Here is a 24,217-nt window from a genome sequence, read left to right as displayed (position 1 = left end):
CGTGTCCTTTTCACAGTTGGTTAGGGCGCTGAGAGATGAATGGCCAGTGTTTCTCCCAGCCGCAGGCGGTTATTGTCACGCTGGTTCCAGCGCTTCAGGTCCTTGACCGATACGCCAAATTGCTTTGCGATGCGCCACAAACTGTCGCCGCGTTTGACTACATAGTCCAGTTTTTCTTCGCGTGACGGTAACAGTAACGTCTGACCAATGCGGATCATATCGCTATCGAGCTGATTAAACTGGCGCAGCTCACTGACTGACACATTATGTTGCCCGGCAATCCGGCTCAGGCTGTCGCCCCGGCGAACCACCACTTGCCGCCAGCGTGAATCTGGCAGTGCCTGAAACTCAGTGGCGGCCAGTTGCCACTCTTGCGCCCGAGCCGTGGGCACCAGCACATGACCTGGTCCGTTAAGCAGCACCGGAAAGCGTCGAAAACCGGGGTTGAGGACTTCTAGTTCTGCCCAGTCGTGTTGGTCGGGCAGGATCACGGCTTTTTCCAGAGCCAGTTGGGTAAAGGCGGGCTGATTGTCGATGGCCGGAAAGTGCATACGCTGCTGTTTTAGCAAAGCGGCCGCGGCCAGTAGTTTAGGCACATAATGTCGGGTTTGCTTTGGCAGGCTCAGCGAGAAAAAGTCTGTGGGTTTACCTGCCTTGCGGTTGCGGGCGATGGCGGTGGCGACCCGTCCTTCACCGGTATTGTAGGCTGCAATGGCATGATACCAGTTTCCGTCAAAGCGTTTGTGCAGGTACACCAGAAAATCGAGCGCCGCCTGGGTCGACTGGAGCAGATCTTGTCGTCCGTCAAACCAGGGGTTTATGGTCACGCCATAGTGTTTTGCAATCAAAGGTGTCAATTGCCATAGCCCGGAGGCATGTTTTTCTGAGTAGGCCTGGGCGTTAAAGTCGCTTTCTATCAGCGGCATCAGGGCCAGTTCAATGGGTAGGCCGCGACGTTCAACTTCATTCACCAGATAATATAAGTACGGCCGGGCGCGATCGCTGATGGTATGCATATACTTGGGGTGTTGCAGATACCAGTTAACCCGCTTCAGCACTCTGGGGTGGGTCGAGCTGGCAAAGCTGAGTTGCATGCGAATACGCTGCCAGACGTCATCGCTGGTATGGGGCGTTGGCAGTGCAGGCAAAGGCCGGTCAGGTTCAATGTGGGCCACGGGTGTAGTGTGACCGGTCAGGTGTTCTTCCGGGGCGTGCTCTGAGCGGGTAGATTGACAACCGCTGAGTAATATCAGGGTTAACAGCAGGAGAAAAATTCTGACTGACATCGGCTATTCGGCGTTATTATTGTTTGTTTTGATTGTATATAAGTTGGGAATTTTTGCCACTCTTGTTGGCCCAGGTTGATCGCTCTGCCTGAACTGTACGTAAATTGAGCTAAACTTACCTTTGTGATCAGGGCTCAGCCCTGCATCTTAACTGTGTACCGTCAGGGGGCTTTTATGTTACGTTCCGAACTAAAAAACGAGCTTGATCAGAACCATATGGATGCCGTGATCCTCAGCTATGCCGACTCTAACCATTATCTTGCCGGTGGACTGGATGCGCTGGGCAACTATCATTTACTGACTGATCGTCAGGGCAAGACCATGACCTACAACTCCCTGCGCGAAGCCGAACTGGTGCTGGCTGAATTGGGTGCTACGCAGGCAACGTTTGATATGGAAACGGCCTACGATGAAATGATCGGCAATGTCAGCGACGGCCATTGCCGATTTGTGATGCCCCTAAACAAAGAAACACTCTAGCCACACGCCTGCGTTGCAAGGCGCAGGAGTATGTCAATGCATCGTTTCGTGGCTAAAACGCAGATGTTTGGCGTTTTCCATCAACTGGCGAAAATCGGCCTGTGCGAGCTTTAACAGGTGACGATGGTCACCTGATTCTATGTATACATGGGGCTGGTTTAGCAGTAGGTCGTCGTAGACCGTATCCAGGTGATACGCATCGGCAATGGGCGGCACTGCCCCTGGGCTGCAGTCAGAAAACAACCGATATACCTGGCGTTCTTTCATCAGGTGAAAACGCCGTTTCAGAGCGTCACTGAGGCTGCTCAGGCTGATTTTGTAATTGGCTGGCAGCACAGCCATCAGACGTTTACTTTCGTGGTCTTCCAGCATTACCGCTTTGGCCAATTGGGGTAAGGGGATCTGGCTAAGATAAGCTGAACCAAACGACGACTGACTTTCGACGTGTTCGATGACGCGATAAGGGATGAGGTGTGTGTCTAAGTAGGCACTGATACGATGAGTCATGGGACCTCCTCGTGTTTACTTACTGTGGTCATTAAGTATAGACGAGCAGGCCCGGTTAAGCAGAAAATATCCGCTCAGAGCTTCTCTGGTACGCTCAAATGCATGTTGCCACGTGCATAGTCCAGTGTAACCAGAAAATGCTTAAGCACATCGTAGCCAAGTATGCCTTTGACTCTTTTGCCTTTGATCATGCTTGAAGTGTGTGCATATTGCTTAAGGGAAGTGAGTTTATGGCCTTTTTCCGGGTAGGCAAGTTGTACGTTTGACAACACAAATGGACCGAATGTGAGTTCTTCCAGTTGGGTGGCTCGCAGCGCACTTTGCGCATTGACACCCTGCGACACCATTTGCTTGTCTTCCGGCCCGATCAAGTCCAGCCCCTCGGCAAGGCGGCGACTAATCAACACGCCGCTGTTGCTGCCGGTATCCAGTAACAGCCAGACTTTTTTGCCAGCCATCTCAACCTGAACAATCGGTAAACCAGAGCCTTTGTGTGGCTGGGTTTTGATGTTTTCGTGCTTGGCGACGTTTATCACATCTCGGGTCACCATACGTATGCGGCTGTTGGGGTAGTCAATCTGAACCACAAACTGGCTGAAAAACCCCGAGCCAATCAGCAGGCTGTTCTGCGCATTGCCCATGTTTATTCCTGCCAGCTGGCTCAGTTTGGTTTTGATCCCAAATATCTCCACGTCGACATTGGCATATTGCTTTCTGCGTTCAGTATCATGCACTCCCTGGATCTGGACATGGCCATGGTGCGCCAGGTTCAGTTGGTGGAAGTCGATAAAATTCTGGTTGATGGCGTTGAGCTGGGCACCGGTGTCCAGGATAGCCATGCTTTGTTTTCCAGCCACCGTCACCGGGACTTTTATGTGGCCATTGTCCAGCTCAAATGGGATCCAGGGGGTGATGCTGGCCTGCGTGCATGCCGATACCAAAATGATGAGCAAAAAGCCGATGAGTCTTGTCATATAGGTGTTCTTCCTTGTATTTAACTATATTTATCAAACTCATTATGGCTGAATTTTTCTGCAACGGCCAGTGGCCGTCCCCGGCTAGAGGCGGCCACTGAGTGTCAGGCTGAATTGCGGCTGGATATTTTCATCCAGCACTTCTTTACTTGCCAGTGGCTGGCTGCGGTCCGGCGCGTAAAGTGCTCTGACATATTGATATTTTGCGTTATTCAAGGTGTTCATCTCGGCCCTGAGTGACAACCCCTGTCCAATCTGGGTCTGTACAAATGCACTGAGCTCAGTACTGGCGCGCTCTGTAAAAACTTCATCATGAAAATATTCTCGCAGACGGGTAGGCAAAAAGGCCTCAACGCCCCAGGATAACCGAGTTTGATCGCGACGGAACCCAATGATCAACTCGTGCGGGGTCAGATCTGTAATGGGTCGCGTGCCTGTCAATGGGTCTTCATAACGCGCATCGCGCCAGGTGTAGCTCAGTTCAATGCGGCTGGCACTGAGCAGGCGGCTGGTATTAAAGCTCCACTCGCTGTCCAGACCAAAGTAGCGGGCGCGCCCGGCGTTAGCGATGGCACCATTGCCATTGGCTTGCAGCTGATATTCGTGGATATCCTGTTGCCACTGATAAAGCGGGCTGAGCGTAAACTCAAACAGATCGGCCCGGGCATATTGCCAGGTGAGCATCAGCTCGGTGTACTGCATGGGTTTGAGCTGCTCGCTGCCATTTTGCGTGCGCACAAAGCCACTGCTCTGGGAAGTCTGAAACAGTCCAAAGTCCAGCTGCTCGACCTGGTGCTGAGCGCTGAAAGTCAGTTGTGAGGCTTCACTGAGGTCGTAGCCAAGTTTAAGCTGAGGCTTTAACAGGCGATGTTTTAACGTCTGCTCAGCGTGAATACCGGATTTCAGGGTTGCCTGCTCCAGCGCGAGTTTGCCCGATACTTGCCATTGCGGTGCAATTTGCCAGCTGGCGGCCAGAAACGGCTCAAATCGTGTTTCGGTGACCTTGCTGCTGAGCACGTCGCCATCGTCCTGTGTGTCGGCGGTGACCGAGTTGTAGCTGCCTTCGATACCGATACTGGGTTGCAGCGCATGGGTCGGGTTGCCATAAGCCAGTCTGAGTACCTGCTCGCGCGCATGCTCACGTTGCTCAAAGGTGGTTAATGCCGGTTCCAGGCGTTGCCATTCCTGTATAGACAAGTCCGATTGCTCACGTCTGGCAAGGCCTGTGAGCTGAAGCTGCCACTCTGAGGCTGTCTCTCTTAGCCAGTCAAAACCCAGCTCGTATTCCTTCTCCGCTTCGTCGTCGGTTGTGCCATTCATGGGGGCAGGTGCAGTTGGTGTCCAGCGATAGCGGGTCAGCCAGTCGATGTGTTGTGCCGAAGCATTCAGTTGCAATGTGCCGTGTTCGAGCTGTTTACGACTGATCAGAGCGAGCTGAGCCCCCTGTTGCCGTTCAGAAAAATGCTCCTGCTGCACCTCAGGGGCCTGCTGTTGCAGTGGATCGGAAAACAGCGCCAGTTCACCAGACGAATAGGCATGGTTGTTCACCCATTTCACGCTCATCGTGTGTTGCCACCGAGCAAGTCGGGTTTGCATACTCAGCATGGCTTCGCTCAGCTCATGGTAGCTGTGCTGTGACTGCAATTTGGCGCGCCAGTCAAGGGTGGCACCCTGAGCTTTGGTTGTGATGTTCACCACCTGAGTGTATTCACTGAGCTGGCTGAACGGATGTTGGCCGGTATAGAGTGCTAGGCTGGCTATGTGACTGATTGGCAGCTGACGCAGCAGGGTTTCAATGGAATCGGATTTGGACAAGGGTACGGTGCCATCGATCAGCACATTGCTGCTGGCACCGCTGAGGCCACGCTCATTGTTGCCTTCGCTCAGCACGAAAGTGGGCAGCTGGTTGAGCAGATCCAGGGCATGCTGGGCATTAAACTGGGCCAGCGTAGCCTGATCAAACACTTTGTCGGCCTGCTGCTGCGCATAAACCGGTGTAAACAGGGTGCACACCAGCAGCGAGGACAGCAGAGCTGATTTAATTGGATACATATAACGCTCCTTGAAAGTTTGTCCTATTTTAAGGGATTCAAACCAAGAGAAACAAAAGCTTAGGGGCCAGTTGTGGCTGGCAGGGATGAATGGATGTGAGGCGTTTGCTAATCCCGGCGGATGTGGGACGAATGGACAGGGTGCATTTCAGACTTTTTGTGCAAACCGTGCTTTTACATCCTGTTTATAGCCTTTACTTAGCGCAACCTGAGCACCACCGCTGAGCTGAATAATGGCACTACCAGACGGCTTGTTCTGGATCCTGTCGATGGCGTACAGGTTGACCACATGGGAGCGGTGGGTACGAATAAACTGAGGTGGCAGCTGTGCCATCAGCTCTTTGAGTGTGCCACGTTTTAGGTATTGCTGTGTGCGCGTATGGATCTCCATATAGTTACTGGCCGCCGTGACATGAGTAATATCATCAAACGCGACCGGCGCTTTGTCTTTGCCCTGATCTGCCCACAGCACCGGATGCGCCTGGTTTTGTTCTGCAATGGTGCGAAATTGGGTGTGCCACAAAATGGTGAGGACAAACAGGACCAGTAGATGTGCCGGCGCAAAGTAATAGAGGGTATAGGCGATGGGGTCGTCCAGTGCCACCAGATCAAATAGAGCCTGTAACAGCATGGCTATGAGGTAGGCGCCTGCCATGATTTTTAAAAATAAATGGGTGTTTACCCGGGGAGCTGGCTCAAGCTGCGCCAGTGCGCGGAAAACCAACGGAGACAACAGATACCATAGCCCCCATTCCTGCACCGCCCACCACAGCGGGTTATTGAGGCGCTCGTCTTCTGGGACCGACCAGTCGTGTAGCAAGTCTATAAAGGTCAGAAAGCCAATCACCAGCGTCCAGCCGCACAGCGAAAGTAGCCATTCTTGTCTGATCCGAGCCGACACCACAATTTCCCATATTTGATACACCCGCGTATTTTAGCATCCTGCTAACGGATGTGAAGTCAAACTAACTGGCTATCATTCAAGCGTAATAAAGTCGCATCGCGCTTTATTGACCACAACAGCAGTCATTGCGGCCTGCGAGCCTCTAACGTCATCCCGGCCAAAGAGCCGGGAACCACTCACAACCCGCACAGCCGTTCGGTTTTTTATGCCCAATTCATACTCAATCCCAAACCTAAAAACCATGATTAAAATTTAACTTGTTTCGAATCGTAAGTTTCGACTATAATTTCGCAACGTTCGAAACGAAACTTATAACTAATATAAAACCACGATGACCAAACGCAATACACAACAACGCAGACATACAATCCTTGCCATGGTGAATTCTCAGGGCGAAGTCAGTGTAGAGGCATTAGCCAGTGAATTTGCCACATCAGAAGTTACGATTCGAAAGGATTTAACCGCATTGGAAAAAAGCGGCCTGTTACTGCGTCGCTACGGTGGTGCGGTGGCGCTGCCACAAGAGATAGTCGCCAAAGGCGATGATGAGCGCGATACGCTACGTAAAGTGGCAATCGCCAGAGCGGCAGCTACATTGATTAAAGATCATCACCGCATCATCATCGACAGCGGCCGCACAACGGCGGCGATGATCCCGGAGCTGGCGCAAAAGCGCGGGCTGGTGGTGATGACCAATGCCATTAATATTGCCAACCGCTTGTTGGCACTGGAAAACGAGCCAACCTTATTGATGACCGGTGGCACCTGGGACCCGCATTCGGAGTCTTTTCAGGGGCAGGTTGCCGAGCAAGTTTTGCGCTCTTACGATTTTGACACCCTGTTCATCGGTGCCGATGGCATTGATGTAGCAAGGGGCACCACCACGTTCAACGAACTGGTGGGACTTAGCCAGGTCATGGCCGAAGCGGCCCGTGACGTGGTTGTACTGGTCGAATCTGAAAAGATCGGCCGCAGAATACCGAATTTAGAATTGCCCTGGGATCAGGTCACGACCTTGATCACCGACAACAACCTGGCTGCTGACTTGCGCCAGGCGATCGAGGCCCGTGGCGTGCAGTTGATCTGTGCAGAGGTAGAGTGACAACACACAAAGTGCAAATAATGGAGAATTTATGTGTGGAATAGTTGGTGCGGTAGCAGAACGTCCTGTTAACCGTATTTTGATCGAAGGTTTAAAGCGTCTTGAATACCGTGGATACGATTCAGCGGGTGTGGCATTAAGCAATGCAGGCACCCTGAATACGGTTAAGGCAGTCGGTAAAGTGGCGAACCTGGAAGCGGCTGTGGCCGAGGCTGGCGTTAGCGGTCATACGGGTATTGCGCATACACGCTGGGCAACACATGGTGGTGTAACAGAAGTAAACGCTCACCCACATATCTCTAATGAAGAGATCGCGCTGGTCCACAACGGCATCATCGAAAACCACGAGTCACTGCGCTCAGTATTAAAAGACGACGGCTATACGTTCGTGTCTGACACAGATACCGAAGTCATGGTCCACCTGATCCACCAACTGCGTCAGCAGCACACTTCTTTATTAGACTCAGTCAAAGCGGCAGTGAAGCAGCTGGAAGGTGCCTACGGTACAGTGGTATTCGACAAAGCCAACGACGACGAAATCATCGTTGCCCGTTCTGGCAGCCCACTGGTGATCGGCCTGGGTCTGGGTGAAAACTTCATCGCTTCTGATCAGCTGGCCCTGCTTGCTGTGACACGTAACTTTATCTTCTTAGAAGAAGGCGATGTGGCGCGCATCACCCGCGAAACAGTCGAAATTTACGACATCAACGGCGAGCCGGTTGAGCGTGAAGTGGTTGAATCCAACATTTCTCAGGACGTGTCGGGCAAAGGCGAATACCGCCACTATATGCTCAAAGAAATCTACGAGCAGCCAATGGCCGTGCGTAATACGCTGGAAGGGCGTTTAGACGGTGACAAAGTGTCAGTAGACGCATTTGGCGACCAGGCAAACCAGATCTTCAAAGACGTTAAACACGTGCAGATCATTGCCTGTGGTACCTCTTACCACTCTGGCATGGTGGCGCGTTACTGGCTTGAGCAATACGCAGGCGTAAGCTGTAATGTCGAAATAGCCTCTGAATTCCGCTATCGTGAGTCGTTCGTACACGAAAATAGCCTACTTGTGACCATTTCTCAGTCTGGTGAAACTGCCGATACGCTGGCGGCACTGCGCCTGGCGAAAGAGCAGGGTTACATGGCCTCTATGACCATTTGTAACGTCCCGGGCTCGTCACTGGTACGCGAATCCGATCTGGCCTTTATGACCAAAGCTGGTGCCGAGATTGGTGTTGCGTCAACTAAAGCATTCACAACGCAATTAGTGGGCTTATTGATGCTAACTGCGTCAATCGCACAGGAAAAAGGCCGCGACCAGAGCGTGATCGTGAACGCCATCAAGACCCTGCCAAACAAACTGGAAGAGTCACTGAACATGGCCGAAGGCATCGAAGCGCTGGCAGAAGAATTCGCCGACAAGCATCATTCACTGTTCCTGGGTCGTGGTTCACAGTACCCAATCGCAATGGAAGGCGCACTTAAGCTTAAAGAAATCTCGTACATTCACGCCGAAGCCTACGCCGCAGGCGAGCTGAAGCACGGCCCGTTGGCCCTGATCGACGCCGACATGCCAATCATCGTCGTCGCGCCAAATAACGAGCTGCTTGAAAAGCTGAAGTCAAACGTTGAAGAAGTCCGCGCCCGCGGCGGCATCATCTACGTCTTCGCAGACAAAGACTCCAACTTCGCATCAGACGACACTATGCGTGTAATGAACGTGAACCACGTAGAAGACATCATCGCACCCGTTGTCTATACAATCCCGCTACAGCTACTGTCGTACTACGTTGCCGTGATCAAAGGCACTGACGTCGACCAGCCACGTAACCTGGCTAAGTCAGTTACGGTAGAGTAAGTTGGGTTAGGTTGATTGATCGAAATGTGACTTAGGAATAAAGATTCATACTAAGTATTAAAGTATCATCCTAAGTAATAAAGTTTCATACTCATATTGCGGTTTTCCTCTCAGATGTCATAACACACGGATATTTTTATTTCATGTGTGTCTAAGGGGAGCCGCAATTTTTCCTTTCAGGTTGCTGTTCATGATTTCTAATCCCTAGAAGTAAACCAGTAGTTTGTTAGCCTCTGCTATCTAGCCTTTCACGTTCATACCAGTTCTGCTTAGTTTTTTTAACCCAGGTTAAAATACTTCCCTGCTCCAATTACTAATAATGATGTCATCAAGCCAAGAGCTGGTAAGTGTATTTCTTAGCGGTATTTTCCACCGAGGAACCCCTTTGTTGTGTGGTCTTTTAAGGTTTTGCTGTACAGCAAATTCATCTTTCCGACTCTGCTAGAGTGGCTTGTGTCCATTAAATGAATTTTTAAGGTGTCTTCATATGAAATTACGAGATAAAGGCAAGATTGAAGTTAGTGGTGTCATGAGTAAAAAAGGAGCTGATGAGGCGTGTAGGTTAATTGCTAAGGGACGTTGTATAGAGTCTGCCTGCCGGGGCGGATCGTTACTGATTGCTGCATTGTGCCTTTTGGCGAAGGCAGTGGTCGAGATAAACTTATGAGGGTTCAGTAGGGCAACGGTAAATTTCATTCTGGCTAGAATTAGTTGATGTTTCGCTGCAATTGAGCGCTCACAGTGATTCCATCAATGAATAAATTTGCATCACACTTTCACTCTAGCTATGCTGAAATTTCAATCAGTTATAGCGGTATATTATGTCTAGGAAGATTGGCCATACAGAGGCTCAGTATCGTAAGTGGATCAAAGAAGGCCGCGGTGCCGGTGACAATCAAGATTACAAGCCTTGGTTGACTGTTTACGATGCACCTTCAGACGGCCGTGTACATCGGGTTTTTGGTTATAAATCAAAACGCACTCATCATTTATTATCCGATCTTGAACTATCCCTGTTCTATTTGCTTGAGTGGCGGCAGGATGTGCTGCAAGTCAAAGAGCAGTTCCCTTTAGAGCGCGAGATAACGCTTGAGTTAGCGGAATCTGCGGGTATCAAGCACCCAAATGTTCGTGGCGTTGACCAATACCTTTCAAGTGACTTCTTTGTTGAAACAACCTCAAGAGATCTTCCCTACTTTGCGCTACAGGCCAAATACGTCAGCTCATTTGAAGATCAGCGAAAAATAGAAATACTCGAGCTCGAAAAGCGCTTTTGGCTTGAAAAGCAAATCCCCTGGCAAATAGTCACTGAGCAAGAGATCCCCAAAGTGGTTAAGGCGAATGTTGAGTGGATTTATCCATTGCAAGGCGAGCATGAAGAAGCTGAAGACTCAGCCATTGAGCAAGCCAGATTCTATGCCGATTACTTTGCAAAACATCCAGCTAAAACGCTTATAAATGCCTGCAAAGAGATAGATACCGCTTATGGACTAGACTTAGGGGAATCGTTGTTTGAAATAAGAGCTTTGCTGGCTGACAGGTACTTTACCTTCGATATTTTTACGCCAGTACAAAAGCTTCAGGTGGGTCAACTCCGATTAGGTAATGTTGAGCAAATTCAGGAGGTGTTTCGTGTTTCAAATCAATGAAGTGTTGCAATACGAACAGACCTTGTATCGCATACTAGTGGTGTTTGAGTACTACGCTATTTGGATCAAAGTCCATGATGATAAGGCCTTCCCTGAGTTCGTTGAATTGGCTGAATTGGAGCAAGGCTTTCAGAATGAAGTACTAAAACGTGCGGCGGACCCATATAGCGACATCATTACTGTCATACCAGAATCCGGTTCTACAGCACAGGTAAAACGCGATGAGAACTATGCGGCAATTAAGCCCTTGGTAGAACTTGAAGACTTCTATGAGCCTAAAGCGCGTGGCAAAGTGGTTCATCAGGTAATGGTAGATACGGGCAAGACTAAGCAGACAATCTATCGTTTTGCACGTCGCTACTGGCAGCGAGGCCAGATCCCTAATGCACTGTTACCGGATTATAAAAACTCAGGGGCAAAGGGCAAAAAACGCCGGGCCACAACAACAAAGTTAGGCAGGCCTCGTAAGTATATGAAAGGTACCGGTGCCCTGATTGATGACTTTACTGAAAAACTGTTTCGTATTGCCATTGAGCGCCATGTACTGACTGATAAAAGTAAGTCCTTCAGATATGCCCACAATCGACTAAAAGATATTTATCAGCAGTACTTTCCTGACCTTCCGGAACAGGAATTACCGACTTATTGGCAAATGGAGCATTTTTACAAACGCGAATATCGCCAGGTAGAAAAAATTGAGGCTCAGGCCGGAAAGATCAAACTGCAAAAAGACATACGTCCTTTAACAGGTACCGCCGTTGCAGATGTTTTAGGCCCGGGAATGCGCTACGAGATTGACGCAACAATTGCAGATATTTACCTTGTGTCTGACTCCCAACGAAGCAATATCGTTGGTCGCCCAGTAATTTACATGGTAATCGATGTATTCAGTCGCATGGTGGCGGGGTTTTATGTCGGCTTTGAAAACCCTTCGTATGCAGCCGCCATTCAAGCACTTCATATGGCTGCGACTGATAAAACAGATTATTGCCGCGAGTTTGGCTTTGATGTATCACCAGAGCAATGGCCTTGTATAGGCCTACCTACCGCATTGTTGGCTGACAGAGGCGAGCTAATGGGGCATCAAATTGAATGCCTGGAAAAGGGTTTTGGCGTTCGCCTTGAAAATACCCCCCCATTCAGAAGCGAGGCAAAAGGCATCGTCGAAAGAGCATTTAATACTTTTCAGCAAGCATTCAAGCCGTTCGCACCAGGTGTGGTCACAGGCACCAAGACCAAAAAGCATGGAGACCGGGATTATCGCTTGGATGCCAAGCTTACGATTCAAGAGTTCACCAGAATTATTTTAGCGTCAGTACTTTATCACAACCAATATCACGTAATTGAAAGCTATGATAAAGCCGCAGATATGCCAGCGGACTTGCAAAATAACCCGTTAGCCATCTGGAATTGGGGCCTGCAACATCGTACTGGCCGTTTGAGAAAGCCTGAGGCAGAGCATCTCCGTGTAGCACTGATGCCGAGAGCTCGCGCAACCATATCTGAGTCAGGTGCTTGTATATTTGGTTTGTATTACACCAGCGCGGAGCTTTTGAAGTTGGGCTGGATGCATCGGGGTAAGGACGTTAAACGGCCCAAGAGTGTGGAAGTAGCATATGATCTGGCGATAGCTGATCATATCTATATTTACTGCGGTCCTAACAGCAGCGATTATTTTGTATGCCAGTTAGCCACACGTTCAAGGCAGTTTTCCGGAGCGAGCTTCTGGGATGTATGGCAGCAAAGTGATGATTTAAAACACACTCATGCTGATGCAAAACTGATAGCTGATCAGCAAAAGCGTGCTCTGGAACGTCAAGTGATCGATGTGGTTAAGCAGGCTGAAAAGGCCGCACCAAAACATATTGGTTTGTCGGATGCTGAGCGTATTCGCAATATTCGTGATAATCGAGCTGAAGAAAAAGCCAAAGAACGTAAAGCACGTGCCCATAAGCCAGTAGAAATTGATACCAGCAAATCGGCTCAAGTGCATTATCTCTCTGAACCGGATGATGATTTGGACTTTCCTGACTTTTCAGATCAACTGTTTGGGGAGGATGGCGACGTATGACTTTACCACCCAACATCTTCCGCGCGATGTATCAGAAGTCTGAGATTGAGCGCTACAAAGGCAATCCGTTTATCGAAGCGTTGCCAAGAGTGAGCAAAATAGAAGAGCTAAAAACTAAACTGGAGGGTAAGGTAAAATACAATCCCGCAGCCGGTTATTTAGATGCAAGGCAGCGTGCTCATGAATTATGTGGCTTGCTTGATGACTTCTTTCAGCCGCTTTCGATGCATGTGGCGTTAGAAGAAAAAATAGCGCTGATGATCCGTGGTGGCTATGTTGCCAGAAACATCGCTACTGGCCAGTTACAACAACACTTGCAAAATGGCTACGAGCGGCTGATGACGGGAGACATTAGTAGCTTTCGTTTTGCCGAAGCGCCCTCAACGGCACGTTGTTTATCACTTATTGGTTGCTCTGGATGTGGTAAAAGCTCCAGTGTGCTACGAATACTGGCCACCTACCCGCAAGCGATCTATCACGAACAATATAACACTTACCAACTCACCTATTTGCGTATTGAATGCCCTGTGGATGGGTCATTAAAAAGTCTCTGCTTAAACTTCTTTAAAGAGGTAGATAAACATCTCAATACTGATCTCACTGAGAGATACGGTTACAAACGCCATAGTACTGAGGTGCTGTTGTCATTTATGGGGCAAGTCGCGAATCAATATGCTATTGGCGTGTTAGTTATTGATGAAATTCAGCGTTTAGGCCGTAAGCAAAAAGAAGGGCAAGAACGAATGCTCGAGTTCTTTGTGGCCTTGGTGAATATTATTGGTGTGCCGGTGATTTTAGTTGGCACTCCCAAAGCAAGGCCCATATTTGAACTTGAGTTGCAATCTGCAAGGCGTAGTACTGGGATTGGCTCTATGGTGTGGGAACCCCTGCCACAGCATAAAAATAGAATCGATAAAACAACGGGTAAGCCAAAGCCCACCGAGTGGCGACTGTTGACCGATAAGCTTTGGCAGTATCAGTGGCTGATCCATCGCGATGAGCCGCTCACTGAAGAGATCCGCAACACCTGGTTTGAGCTGTCTCAAGGTGTGCTGGATATCGTGGTTAAGTTATTTGTACTTGCGCAGCTTCGTGCAATTATCACTGGAGTTGAACGGTTATCTTCAAAGTTACTTATGAAGGTGTACGAGTCTGAACTACAGCCTATTCATCCGATGATTGAAGCACTTAAATCGGGAAAAGTCAGGAGTATCGCCAAATATTCAGATTTGAAATACAAAGAGATTGATAAGCGATTGCTAGAATTGAGCAAACAGATCTCTGAAGTTGCCGCTACTAAGTCAGACACATTACCTTTTGCCAGCGACTCAGAGGCCATGCGGCTTTATAACCTTTTGCTAGGCATGGGATGTGAATCTGAGTTATTGGTCCCGTTAGTGCAAAGAGCCATTGAAGATTATCCAAACCTTCAGGTAAGAGGGCTTATTCCACTCGTTCTAGAATGGTATGAGCAAACGCCAATCGAAGTGGAAGAACCCAAAGAGAAGCCAGCACTCATCAAGCTCAAGGACTGGCATACATTGCCTGGTGACGACTTACGGTTTGGTTATTCCCAACACAAAAAGCAATCCGGCGAGCTTTATCAGTATTACAAGCATCAGGGAAAGATATTCGATATAGAATCGTGGCTTAAACAGAGCGTGTAAGGTGTTTGATTTACCCATCCCGTATCGCGATGAGCTGATTTACAGTGTTATCGCTCGGTATGGTGTATATAGCTTAGAGCTTTCACCTAAACAACTGCTCTACAATCTGCTTGGCAGCAAGACGTTTGTTGCTGCTGTGGCATTGCAGGGCCATTTGCAATTGCTTGCTTCCCACTACCAGGGAAATGCAAAACTAACGGCCGAAAAGCTGTTGAGGCAATACACATTGTACCCGCTGTATGCCCCCTTTGTTCATCCAGAAATTGCTCAGCGAGTGAAAAATGACTTGCTCTCTGGTAACGGTTGCTCCGCAGAGTTGCAGCTTGGGAAAGCCGCCTCGGTTGTAAAAAGCCCTGTGTATTTAAAGTACTGTCCGCGTTGCCTGGCAATGCAGCTCGATAAATATAAAGAGTGGTACTGGCATCGTCTCTGGCAGGCTCCCGGGGTTGTGAGTTGTCCAGTACACGGAAGCTTAATGCAGAGTGCTGTACATGTTCACTCTCTTCATAAGCATGTGTTTTCTGCTCTCAATCCGAGTGTGCTCCCTGCTGCTGTGGCCGAGCAGTTGCCTGCTAAATTTCAAAGACTGGCGGGATACACACAGGTTCTGTTAGATGCGCCTGAGGTTGATATTTATCCAGAGCAGTGGAGTGCATTCTACCGAGCGCTGGCGACGCGTCTTGGTTTAAATCATGGTAAACATATTGACCATACAGGGGTCAGTCATATCGTGCATAAATACTGGGGTGCTCTTGGCTTGAGCAGGCTTGGGCTGAGCATTGATGATGGCGTTGATTCAAACTGGCTCAAGACATTATTTAGAAAGCACAGGAAAGCATTTAGTTATTTGCAGCACTTGCTGGTTTTGCAGGCATTTTTTGATGAGCACCTGGACATTGCTGGTTTACTGACTGATATCTCACAAATATATTATGGCCAGGAACCAGGCAATCAACCTGCGGTAGCACCTCACATCGTTGAGCTTGCCAAACGGCAAAAATGGCAGCATGCAGTAGCCAGATTCGGTGTTAAGGGGGCCAGACAAAGTGGCTTTGCAGATCTGTATATATGGTTGTATCGACATGATAAATCCTGGCTTATGGCGTTTAATCAAGCGCACACGCAACAAGGCATTAAGCGTATGCCGAAAGTAGATTGGTACCAGCGTGATCTGGCATACGTAAAGCGACTTATCAGGCTGCGAAATACGCTGGAACTTAGTCTGGAAGTCCCAAGGTTGACAAAAAACTGGTACTTTTTGCATGTAAATATTCCATTGTCCCAGATCAAACAATTAGAAAGGTTGCCTTTGTGTAAATTGTTTTTTAATAAATACTGTGAAACTATAGAGGAGTACCAATGCCGTCGTATCGCTGTGGCATGTATTAATTGTGTTCGACATCACCATGACTATAGAAGTTGGCGCATTCAGCGTTTAGCACGGCTCAGTAAGGAGAGGATCCGCCCCATCACGGCGGAGTTATTGGGATGTGTTGTAACGAATGAAGCAAACGAGCAGATTCAAAAATCTACCAGATAACGCCAGGATCCAGGGGTTCGGCAACGTTTTCAAGTACCACGATCGTAAGACATGGAGCATTGGAGTTCAGTTTAATAACTCCCATCGCAAATCCCTTAAGTTTAGCCAGCTACCATATTTAAGCCGCCAGGTTGTACTCAACCAAACTTCCACGGCAACACCGCCTGGCTTTTCAGTCGAAATTACATTGCCCGAACGTGATCTTTGGGAGAGGGGAACAGTTGAAGAGTGTGGTTTAGTTAAGTTCAGGCACAGCAATGAACAATCTCAAAATTGTTTTGTGTTCAGGTCCGAGGGTAAAACAATTTACCTTCCTCAGCTTGAACTGGCCAGAGCACTGTTCTTTACCAATAACTATTTGGCAAATGCGGCTCTGATCCATAACGCACTCGACTTTGAATTTGACGTTGACTACGACCCTGAGCTCGAAGGTGACTTTCAGCCTGATGTGATGATCAATGCCTTACCAACATCACTGTGCCCGAAAATCTTGTTCGACAATGATGAGTTCAGGCATCAGATAGCCTGGATGCTGCTCGACGACGATGTAAAGCATTCTTTTCAGAGCATCTATGCATATCTCCTGGATGAGAGCGTAATAACAGAAAAGTATCAACAGTGGAAATTCCGGTTTGATCCGCCTCAACTTGAAGGGGTAAGCATTGCGGCCAGAGGTTGGCAGTCGCCAGATGAAAAAACCTGGTTTATTAACCGTATAGAAGCCATCGATGGTTTGTACTTTCCAGATATTACTGACATTGGCTATGCACACCCAAACTTTATTGAGAACAAGAGAGGTTCTGGTAAGGGGAAAGGTGGCACCTATCCGCAGTTACCGACACAGAGAGAAATAGATGAAGACAGTGACGGTAGCGAAGATAACGAGTCTGCGTTGATATTTTGTGATGCAACGCAGCGCACATACAACAGAGTACCACACACTCGTAAAGTCTACACAAAAGCTCGTAATGGCTCAGGCGGTAAGGAAGACGAGGAAAAACCCAGTACCTTACCACCCGAAGTAAGCACCGATGACCCAAGCTCACGAGGTGATAAGCCTCGAGCTGCCATTGATGGGTTAGATGATCAAACTGATAACGACGCTTTGAGTCACAATAAATTCGATGGCTTCTTCAAAATGCTGGAGATATTAGAGAAAGAACATGGTGTTAAGCAAAATAAGCACATTGTTCGTAAGCTACCAGCAGTGGGGCGCAGTGAGAGTCACCTTATGGTAGATGGTTCGCCTAGATGTATGGCTATTGTACGGATTGAATATCAAAGCGAAGGCTATTTCTTATTAGAGGTGGATACCTCAGATGACAAAGCTTCACTAGCCACCAAAGTCATTTCAGCGCGAGCATTAGCGCTAAAAGGACAGTTACGAGACTTTATAGCTGAGATAGGAAGAGGATTACTCAGCAAACAGTTCCGTTGGCCAAATAAGTACTTTGATGAACTGGTTGGCGCGGGTAACCACAAGAGCATTTCGCATCAGAAATCTAAAAATGAAGGAAAACTGAGTGATGAAGATGTGTGGAGGTGGGCTGAGCGTTTTTCCAAGATGTTAGAGTAATGAATGAACACTCTATATCTATGGTGTTATTTTTTGCTCTTTGTGTGTTATATTTGGTCTGTGATGTAAAATCGGGCGTGAATTAGTGTTATATTTGCTTTATACTGTGTTTAATTTACATGGTTGGGGTGTGCAATGAGCACTAAATTTTCTGGACAAGATATTTTATTACTAGCAATTGAAGACGGTTTAAAGGGAGATGCTCAAAGTTTTGAGCTAAGAATTAGGAAGTTTGCGAGTAAAGTCAAAGAGGATTACCCATTGTTTGCTCAAAAAATAGGGAGCAGCTTATCCGAGTTTGGCATTCTTCGCTCCGTTTCCTCTAAAGAAAACTTATTACCTTCACCTGTTGAACCGGATACGAGACAGCAGCTATTAATTGAGAAGTTTCCAGTTACGTTACAACGAGAGCCTAATTGGTCTGAAAACATACAGAGGAAAGTCGAAAGGTTCCTCCGTGAGAGGCTTAAAGTTGAAGAGTTGTTGAACGAACAGCTATTGCCATCACGTTCTTTACTTATGTCTGGTCCACCAGGAACAGGTAAAACGCTAACTGCGAATTGGGTTGCAAGAGAGCTGGGCTTGCCTCTTTTGACATTAGATCTGGCGACAGTCATGAGCAGCTATTTAGGAAAAACAGGGAACAATATCAAGGCAGTTTTAAATTATGCGAGTTCTTTCCCTTGCGTGTTGCTACTTGATGAGTTCGATGCAATTGCAAAAAAGAGAGACGATGAAACAGATGTGGGAGAACTTAAGAGGCTAGTTACTGTACTTTTACAATCAATTGATGACTGGCCTTTATCTTCAGTTTTGATAGCGGCAACAAATCATGGCGAATTATTGGACCCTGCAATATGGCGACGCTTCGATAGTGTTGTTGAGTTCGATTTTCCAGATAGTGAACAGGTCAAAAACTATGTTATCTCATGGGATATCAGCGAAGTTGTTGCAGAGTGGCTCTCTGCTGGGATTGATAATACTTCTATAGCAATAATAGAAAAAAAGCTTTTAGAAGCAAAGAAGGATGCGATTTTAGAAGGTAGTTCGATAGTTCTTTCTCTGAAAGAGGCTCTAGCATTACCTGGTTTGCCTAATGACCCTGATATTAGGCGAGAAGTTGCATATGAGCTGCACTTAAAGGGGTGGGCTAAAATCAAAATAGCTGAAGAGATTGGAGTTACTAGACAAAGAGTTTCTTCATTAATTAAAGAACAAGCAGTACTTAATCAACGGGAATTGCAAGGAAAACTGAATTATGGCTAGAAATTTTTTATTGGGTTATGGTGAGGCGTTAACATCAAAATTGGAACGGCCAAACTCTGGCCCAGTAGAAAAGTTTTTTTATGACTATAAAGAAAACAAAGATTTCTTGTTGCCTAAGCTATATGAACTTGAAAAAGAGTTTGAACGGCTACCAGAAAAGGCACTAGCCGATGGTAAAATAGTGGGTAAGTTGATTATTCATCCTACTCACTTAGCTAAGAGCTACTATCCGACTAGTTTGTTATCAAAATTTTCGGTGCTGGATATAGGCAGTAAAGAGGTTAAGGTTAAACCTCGCAGAGTAGGTACTAAGAAAAAAAAGGATTTGTATTCAACAAATTGCCTATACATTTCAGTGTCAAGGGAATCATTGTCAAGATTGATAGCAGCAATTGAGAGTGATTCTTTAAATTCGACTCATACGAAAGATTTTTGTAGGTTGGAGGATATTAATCTTTTTGCAGGGCGAGACAAAATAATAGGCAACGTAGAGGATGATGTGTCAAAGTTCGAATTTGCTTTTCATACTCCTAACCTCGAAAGCGCTAAAGTTCTTACTCAGTTTTCTGAGTTTTCCCAAGAAAGTGGCTGTAAAGTCGACCATCAGAAAGGGGTTTCTGTTGGGGGGTTATCATTTTTATCCGTAACCTGTAATAAACCAACCCTAGACAAATTGTCAGAATATTCTTATCTCAGATCAATTAGGAAAATGCCACAGATAGGCCTTTTAAACCCGGTATCACTCAAAGGAAAGGAAGCAACTCGGGAAATTAAGTTGCCAATAAAAAAAGCTGAGAGCAACGACATCAAAGTAGCTATATTTGATGGAGGAATTGGAGGCAACACTCTATCTCAATGGGTTCAAGAGTACTCTTTTTCAGATTATCAGCCTCTTCAAGAGCATATTGCTCATGGCTCTGAAGTGACATCAATACTTCTATTTGGCTCCGTTGAGCCAGATCAAACAGAGCTCCCCGTGCCATATACAAACATAGACCATTATCGTGTTATCGACCCATCGACTGACAGTTGTGACATTGATAGTCTCGATGTACTAAGGCGTATCGTTGACGTTTTAAGCAACAAGCATTATGACTTCGTCAACTTGAGTATAGGACCTAGAAATCCTATTGATGATGATGAAGTTCACTCATGGACTTCTGCTTTAGAGCCTTATCTTGAAACCGGAAAAACACTTATGTCGGTGGCTGTCGGTAATGATGGGAATCTCAGAAACGAAATGGCAAGGATTCAATCTCCAGCAGACATGGTAAATGCCATTTCTGTCGGTTCGACGTCAAGTGATAATGATGACTTTTGGAATTTGGCAGATTATAGCAGTATTGGTCCAGGAAGGAGCCCGGGGCTTGTAAAGCCTGATGTTGTGGCTTTTGGAGGAAGTAACTCAGAGCCGATGGATATATACTCACCACTTACCAACTGTGTTTACCCAAATATGGGTACTAGCTATGCAGCTCCTTCTGTTCTTAGACAAGCTATTGCTATAAAGGCTTCGATAGAGAAAGATATTAGTCCATTGGTGAGTAAGGCATTATTGATTCACAGGGCTGACGTTAATAATCATAAATGGCAACACGTTGGGTGGGGGAAAATTAGGTCAAACATAGATGATATTCTATACACACAGGATAACGAAGCTACGATTATCTATGAGCGAGAGTTGCTCTCAAGCAACTACATAAAAGCGCTAGTTCCTTTGCCGGAGGCTGGGGATATAAAGGGTAAAGTGTATATCAAGGCAACTCTTTGCTACGCAACCAAAACAGATCCACAACACCCTTACAATTACACTCGAAGCGGTGTAGGTGTCATTTTTAGGCCTGTCGGGGGGGTTAAAGACACGATTCCTTTCTTTAGTGAAAGTACCCTTCATCCAAAGAATGAACAAGACCTCAGAAAGGATGGCCACAAATGGGAAAATACACTATCTAACGAAGTTTCGTTTGAACTAGAAGAGCTGCAAAATCCAAGCTTTGAAATAAATCATCAGGAAAGAGAGCAAGGAGCTCCTTCAAAAGGTCATTCATTACCTTTTGTTCTGATTATTACTGTGAGAGCTGAAAATACACCACAGCTTTATGATCATATAGTTCGTAAGTATCAGGTACTTAAGCCGCTAAGAACAAGAACGCAAGTGTCTATTCCATTGCGTTAAATACGGTAGCTAGAACAACAGAGATATGGAGGTTAGCTGGTTAGTGCATTCGGCTAGCCGTTAGGCGGTAAAAAAAGCATGCTGTTCAATCGCTTGTAGGTTTGAAAGCAACATATAGGCTTTAGATTTTTCACAAATTAAGGAGTGAGTTTTGAGCGACGACAAGGAAAAAGAAAGCAGATCGGAAGAAGAGAATACTCGTACTACCGGCGCGGCTATGGGAGGTGCAATTTTTGGAGCCTCAGTTGGGGGCCCTTTTGGCGCACTCTTAGGAGGGATAGTAGGAGCGTTTTTAGGTGAGGCTGCTAACGATTCTAAAAAGAAGAAGGATAAGAAAAGTGGATAAGGCAATTTTAATTCCCTCAGTTGCTATTGCTACTGTATTGATCTGTATTTACTTAGTTCGCTGTTGGCAAACTGGAAAGGAAGTTAATAATGCCGTATTGATTAGTTCACTACTCAACTCTAGCGGCATTGTCTGTGGTTTAGCTTTGGCTGCAAGTCCATTTTTTCCCTCTATCAAGGCATTAATTGGAGGCATTGATATATACATAGTTATAGGTGGTGTTGCTGTGCTTTTTGTTTCAGGTCAATCTCTGCACAGAGATGTTATAAAGTCCACTCAAAACCAGGTAACAAGCAAATCCATTCGCTCTAACCCAGATGCGAAAGCGCGCAACTGACTAATAGTTACGGCTGTGTTATGAGTAGTGGTATAGACAAAGCTAGTATGTGAAGACTACTCTCTAACCTTTTCCGCTGGTTCTTTAGTTTATAAGCATATCAACCGCTAAAAAGTAGAGTGAGAGGACTGCTGTTATCCATAAAAAGGTGGTAATAAAATAGGAATGTTTGCGAAGCATATTGGTAGTGGCATAAATCTCGTTGAACTTACTTTCAATATCCTCAACGATGTCCAGCAATAGCTCTTGTATTTCATCTTTTTCTTCTAGTTTATCACTAAGGCTTTTGATTTTTGCAAATTTGGAGCTGTCGAAGAAAATAATATTAGATTTGGCCTGAAGGTGCTTTCCCTTTAGTTCAAGTAATGAAATCGTATGAACCACGCGAGTTTCCAAGGTGTTGTTAGTATCTTCAGTGCTTTGTATTGATTCATAAAGCTTCTCGATAATGTCTATACATTTATCACATAGGCTTCGAATTTCACTCCTTTTTGCTGTACGGTTGGCATTCCAGAAGATAACTAACCAGCCTATCACAATGAGTAGAGGTGAGATGTAATTTGATAGACTATTCTCCATTATTCCTCTGCCGCTTCTTTCAGTTCGGCCCAGCACATCTCGACAACACTCGGGAGTAAATCATGTTTTATAATTAAACGTTTTTCGAGAGTTGCTATGTCTAATTTTAAATTACGGATCAACCCTCCAAAAGCTTCAGAAATAAAAGAGGGCCCATATCTGTTATAGCCTGTTAAATCAACTTCAATTACTTCATATTCATCAAAAGCTTTTTTTAGGTGTTCGTCTCGAAACTGCTCCCCGCTTCCTTCACCTTCTCTTCTGTACCTCCATTTTGGCCTAGGGTAAAAGTCTTCCACAACATTAATTTTTTTTAACGGTTTCATTGTCTTTAATCTCTAATTTTTATATTCCATTGTACTAGAGTGCCCAGGATTGAGGATTCATGCTCAACGAGGTGTATTGCACTATTTTCATCTATTTGGTAAAGGCCATTGTTGCTAAAAACCCACAATTTACCGTCAGGGGTTTCTTCTACGAGGGCCCTTATGCTCTTACTACCTTTTCCATGTTTTTTCTCTTTTGTTTGAGTCCTTCCAGCTTCCATAGAGATATTTATCTTGTCTACGTCACGATGACTCGTCCAAGCCTTTACCAAGTGCGGGGCACTATTTACTATAAAGTCGCTTATCCAACTTCTTTTGTGAATTGTTTTTGGTATCCCTACACCAGAATCATATATAGCGAGATAGAGGGACCCTTCAATTTCGGAACACATCAACCACCATGCTTTGTTGTTGCTGTCATTGTCTGCCGAGGGGTACGCATGTAATTTTACATTAGAAACAGTCTCACTAACCGCTGAACCTACCTTTCTTTCCATCTCTGCTGTACAGTTTTCAATTATATTTTCAATTATGTGATCGACGACAGACTCGAACTCCTCACCTTCAGCCGTTCCCTTTATGATTGGTAATGTCCAATTCGCTTTGTTGTGGCGAGGCTTCCTATTCAATGTCATATCAACGAGTCCAGACATGTTTATCGCCTTTTTTACAGCACTATTTAGTGTTGAAGACTGAATTCGTATACATGTTTTCGCTAATCGCTTAGTTATAAGTTCAATTCTAGAGAAAATTAATAAAAGCGCTGCTGCTGATATGCGTTCTGTTTCGGAAAAAACAAGCATTACAGAATTCAAAGATGATCTTTGCTCAATTTCATCTAGAAAGCTAAGCGTACGATGATAATTTTGGGGTGAATACAAATCTATTACTTCAGGGGCTTTGATGTATTCGAATCCTAGGACCTTCAGCTTACGACGCTTTGACAAGCAGTATTGTGCTCCCTTTCGCTTCAGGTTTTTTCTGGTCCGTGAGTTCAAGTAGATAATTTCGGGAGGCTTCTTCATTTGACTTAACTATCCTTGACAAAAAAATCGCAACCAGTTTATCACAAACTACAATAAGTATGCTTTTTGTATCAGGCTTTAAATGAAGATGAGTCGATAGAGTAATAAAATAATATATGGTATCTCATTGAAGTGCAGGGCAAATTTGTCCTGCACTTCAAGTTTTTAGTATGACACTTTGATGTTTGACCAAGCAATACGAGCGGAGGAAGTCCTGTTAACACTGTCTTTTAAAATTCTGAATCACAACCCCATGATCTTCCCGTCTTCGTATTTTCGGGCGATTCTAGAGGTTGATATCCTCGCTTTTGCTAGCGGCTTTGGGTTCAACGAGCTATGCCCTCCAGTGATCCTATCATCTTATGGGAGCGATGACAGGATGATACTTTATTACGTGATATGTGCTAAGCCCGCCGAGAAATTCTAAGCCTAGTATGAGTCTTTAATGTGGAACCTTGAACTTTCAGCCCTAGACCAAGAGCCTACAGCCTCATTCAGTATGA

The 24,217-nt window shown here is 46.2% G+C and carries 21 protein-coding genes; 13 read left to right on the top strand and 8 right to left on the bottom strand.

Features of this window, described 5'->3' with window-relative positions; translation table 11 throughout:
• Positions 1 to 20 precede the first annotated feature (20 nt).
• Positions 21 to 1,286, bottom strand: coding sequence for a LysM peptidoglycan-binding domain-containing protein (locus tag CWC22_RS19345; protein WP_138538106.1), 1,266 nt, complete (start codon positions 1,284 to 1,286; stop codon positions 21 to 23).
• Positions 1,287 to 1,460: 174 nt separating this feature from the next.
• On the opposite strand from CWC22_RS19345, the gene CWC22_RS19340 reads away from it, so the two are divergent.
• The gene (locus CWC22_RS19340; RefSeq protein ID WP_010384913.1) at positions 1,461 to 1,766 is read left to right on the top strand and encodes a DUF6482 family protein; all 306 of its coding nucleotides are present in this window, start codon (positions 1,461 to 1,463) and stop codon (positions 1,764 to 1,766) included.
• A 33-nt stretch (positions 1,767 to 1,799) separates the two neighbouring features.
• On the opposite strand, the gene CWC22_RS19335 is transcribed toward CWC22_RS19340, so the two are convergent.
• The 4 genes from CWC22_RS19335 to CWC22_RS19320 all read right to left on the bottom strand — a co-directional run bounded on the left by CWC22_RS19335 (position 1,800) and on the right by CWC22_RS19320 (position 6,199).
• Entirely contained in the window at positions 1,800 to 2,273 is a 474-nt protein-coding gene (locus tag CWC22_RS19335; RefSeq protein ID WP_010384914.1) for an aminoacyl-tRNA deacylase, read from the bottom strand.
• A gap of 74 nt (positions 2,274 to 2,347) precedes the next feature.
• Positions 2,348 to 3,247, bottom strand: a complete 900-nt coding sequence (locus tag CWC22_RS19330; RefSeq protein ID WP_138538105.1) for a pepsin/retropepsin-like aspartic protease family protein — start codon at positions 3,245 to 3,247, stop codon at positions 2,348 to 2,350.
• Positions 3,248 to 3,331: 84 nt separating this feature from the next.
• Entirely contained in the window at positions 3,332 to 5,299 is a 1,968-nt protein-coding gene (locus CWC22_RS19325; RefSeq protein ID WP_138538104.1) for a TonB-dependent receptor, read from the bottom strand.
• 147 nt (positions 5,300 to 5,446) lie between these two features.
• Positions 5,447 to 6,199, bottom strand: a complete 753-nt coding sequence (locus tag CWC22_RS19320) for a LytTR family DNA-binding domain-containing protein (RefSeq protein ID WP_125561091.1) — start codon at positions 6,197 to 6,199, stop codon at positions 5,447 to 5,449.
• 334 nt (positions 6,200 to 6,533) lie between these two features.
• On the opposite strand from CWC22_RS19320, the gene CWC22_RS19315 reads away from it, so the two are divergent.
• The 12 genes from CWC22_RS19315 to CWC22_RS19260 all read left to right on the top strand — a co-directional run bounded on the left by CWC22_RS19315 (position 6,534) and on the right by CWC22_RS19260 (position 21,784).
• Positions 6,534 to 7,304, top strand: coding sequence for a DeoR/GlpR family DNA-binding transcription regulator (locus CWC22_RS19315; RefSeq protein WP_010384921.1), 771 nt, complete (start codon positions 6,534 to 6,536; stop codon positions 7,302 to 7,304).
• A gap of 31 nt (positions 7,305 to 7,335) precedes the next feature.
• Positions 7,336 to 9,156 (top strand): glutamine--fructose-6-phosphate transaminase (isomerizing), encoded by a 1,821-nt coding sequence (gene glmS / locus CWC22_RS19310; RefSeq protein ID WP_138538103.1) that lies wholly within the window; start codon positions 7,336 to 7,338, stop codon positions 9,154 to 9,156.
• Positions 9,157 to 9,643: 487 nt separating this feature from the next.
• Positions 9,644 to 9,823 (top strand): hypothetical protein, encoded by a 180-nt coding sequence (locus CWC22_RS19305; protein WP_138538102.1) that lies wholly within the window; start codon positions 9,644 to 9,646, stop codon positions 9,821 to 9,823.
• Positions 9,824 to 9,977: 154 nt separating this feature from the next.
• A complete protein-coding gene (locus CWC22_RS19300; RefSeq protein WP_138538101.1) occupies positions 9,978 to 10,805 on the top strand; it encodes a TnsA endonuclease C-terminal domain-containing protein in 828 nt (275 codons plus the stop codon).
• Positions 10,789 to 12,876, top strand: a complete 2,088-nt coding sequence (locus CWC22_RS19295; RefSeq protein WP_138538100.1) for a Mu transposase C-terminal domain-containing protein — start codon at positions 10,789 to 10,791, stop codon at positions 12,874 to 12,876. The genes CWC22_RS19300 and CWC22_RS19295 overlap by 17 nt, the downstream gene beginning before the upstream one ends.
• Positions 12,873 to 14,543: an AAA family ATPase gene (locus CWC22_RS19290; protein WP_138538099.1), complete on the top strand. Its 1,671-nt coding sequence runs from the start codon at positions 12,873 to 12,875 to the stop codon at positions 14,541 to 14,543. Before CWC22_RS19295 ends, CWC22_RS19290 begins: the two co-directional genes overlap by 4 nt.
• A gap of 1 nt (position 14,544) precedes the next feature.
• Positions 14,545 to 16,083, top strand: coding sequence for a TnsD family Tn7-like transposition protein (locus CWC22_RS19285; RefSeq protein WP_138538098.1), 1,539 nt, complete (start codon positions 14,545 to 14,547; stop codon positions 16,081 to 16,083).
• Positions 16,046 to 17,659, top strand: a complete 1,614-nt coding sequence (locus tag CWC22_RS19280; protein WP_138538097.1) for a Tn7-like element transposition protein TnsE — start codon at positions 16,046 to 16,048, stop codon at positions 17,657 to 17,659. Before CWC22_RS19285 ends, CWC22_RS19280 begins: the two co-directional genes overlap by 38 nt.
• 135 nt (positions 17,660 to 17,794) lie before the next feature.
• Positions 17,795 to 18,925: an AAA family ATPase gene (locus CWC22_RS19275; protein ID WP_138538096.1), complete on the top strand. Its 1,131-nt coding sequence runs from the start codon at positions 17,795 to 17,797 to the stop codon at positions 18,923 to 18,925.
• Positions 18,918 to 21,101 (top strand): S8 family peptidase, encoded by a 2,184-nt coding sequence (locus tag CWC22_RS19270; RefSeq protein WP_138538095.1) that lies wholly within the window; start codon positions 18,918 to 18,920, stop codon positions 21,099 to 21,101. The genes CWC22_RS19275 and CWC22_RS19270 overlap by 8 nt, the downstream gene beginning before the upstream one ends.
• A 151-nt stretch (positions 21,102 to 21,252) precedes the next feature.
• On the top strand, positions 21,253 to 21,447 hold the full coding sequence (locus CWC22_RS19265) for a glycine zipper domain-containing protein (protein WP_230090596.1): 195 nt from the start codon (positions 21,253 to 21,255) through the stop codon (positions 21,445 to 21,447).
• Complete coding sequence (locus tag CWC22_RS19260) at positions 21,440 to 21,784, top strand: hypothetical protein (RefSeq protein ID WP_138538094.1); 345 nt, start codon at positions 21,440 to 21,442, stop codon at positions 21,782 to 21,784. Before CWC22_RS19265 ends, CWC22_RS19260 begins: the two co-directional genes overlap by 8 nt.
• 84 nt (positions 21,785 to 21,868) lie before the next feature.
• On the opposite strand, the gene CWC22_RS19255 is transcribed toward CWC22_RS19260, so the two are convergent.
• The 3 genes from CWC22_RS19255 to CWC22_RS24465 are packed head-to-tail and all read right to left on the bottom strand — an operon-like array spanning position 21,869 to position 23,342.
• Positions 21,869 to 22,363, bottom strand: a complete 495-nt coding sequence (locus tag CWC22_RS19255) for a hypothetical protein (RefSeq protein WP_138538093.1) — start codon at positions 22,361 to 22,363, stop codon at positions 21,869 to 21,871.
• Positions 22,363 to 22,689 carry an STAS-like domain-containing protein gene (locus tag CWC22_RS19250; RefSeq protein WP_138538092.1) on the bottom strand — a complete coding sequence of 109 codons (327 nt, stop codon included), beginning with the start codon at positions 22,687 to 22,689 and terminating at the stop codon, positions 22,363 to 22,365. The genes CWC22_RS19255 and CWC22_RS19250 overlap by 1 nt, the downstream gene beginning before the upstream one ends.
• A gap of 5 nt (positions 22,690 to 22,694) precedes the next feature.
• Positions 22,695 to 23,342, bottom strand: a complete 648-nt coding sequence (locus tag CWC22_RS24465; protein WP_230090595.1) for a hypothetical protein — start codon at positions 23,340 to 23,342, stop codon at positions 22,695 to 22,697.
• Between the last annotated feature and the right edge of the window lie 875 nt (positions 23,343 to 24,217).

It is taken from the genome of Pseudoalteromonas rubra, assembly GCF_005886805.2.
In the GTDB taxonomy this organism is placed as follows: domain Bacteria; phylum Pseudomonadota; class Gammaproteobacteria; order Enterobacterales; family Alteromonadaceae; genus Pseudoalteromonas; species Pseudoalteromonas rubra_D.
Note: the sequence above shows the minus strand (reverse complement) of the source record. Positions and strands in the feature narration are given on the sequence as shown.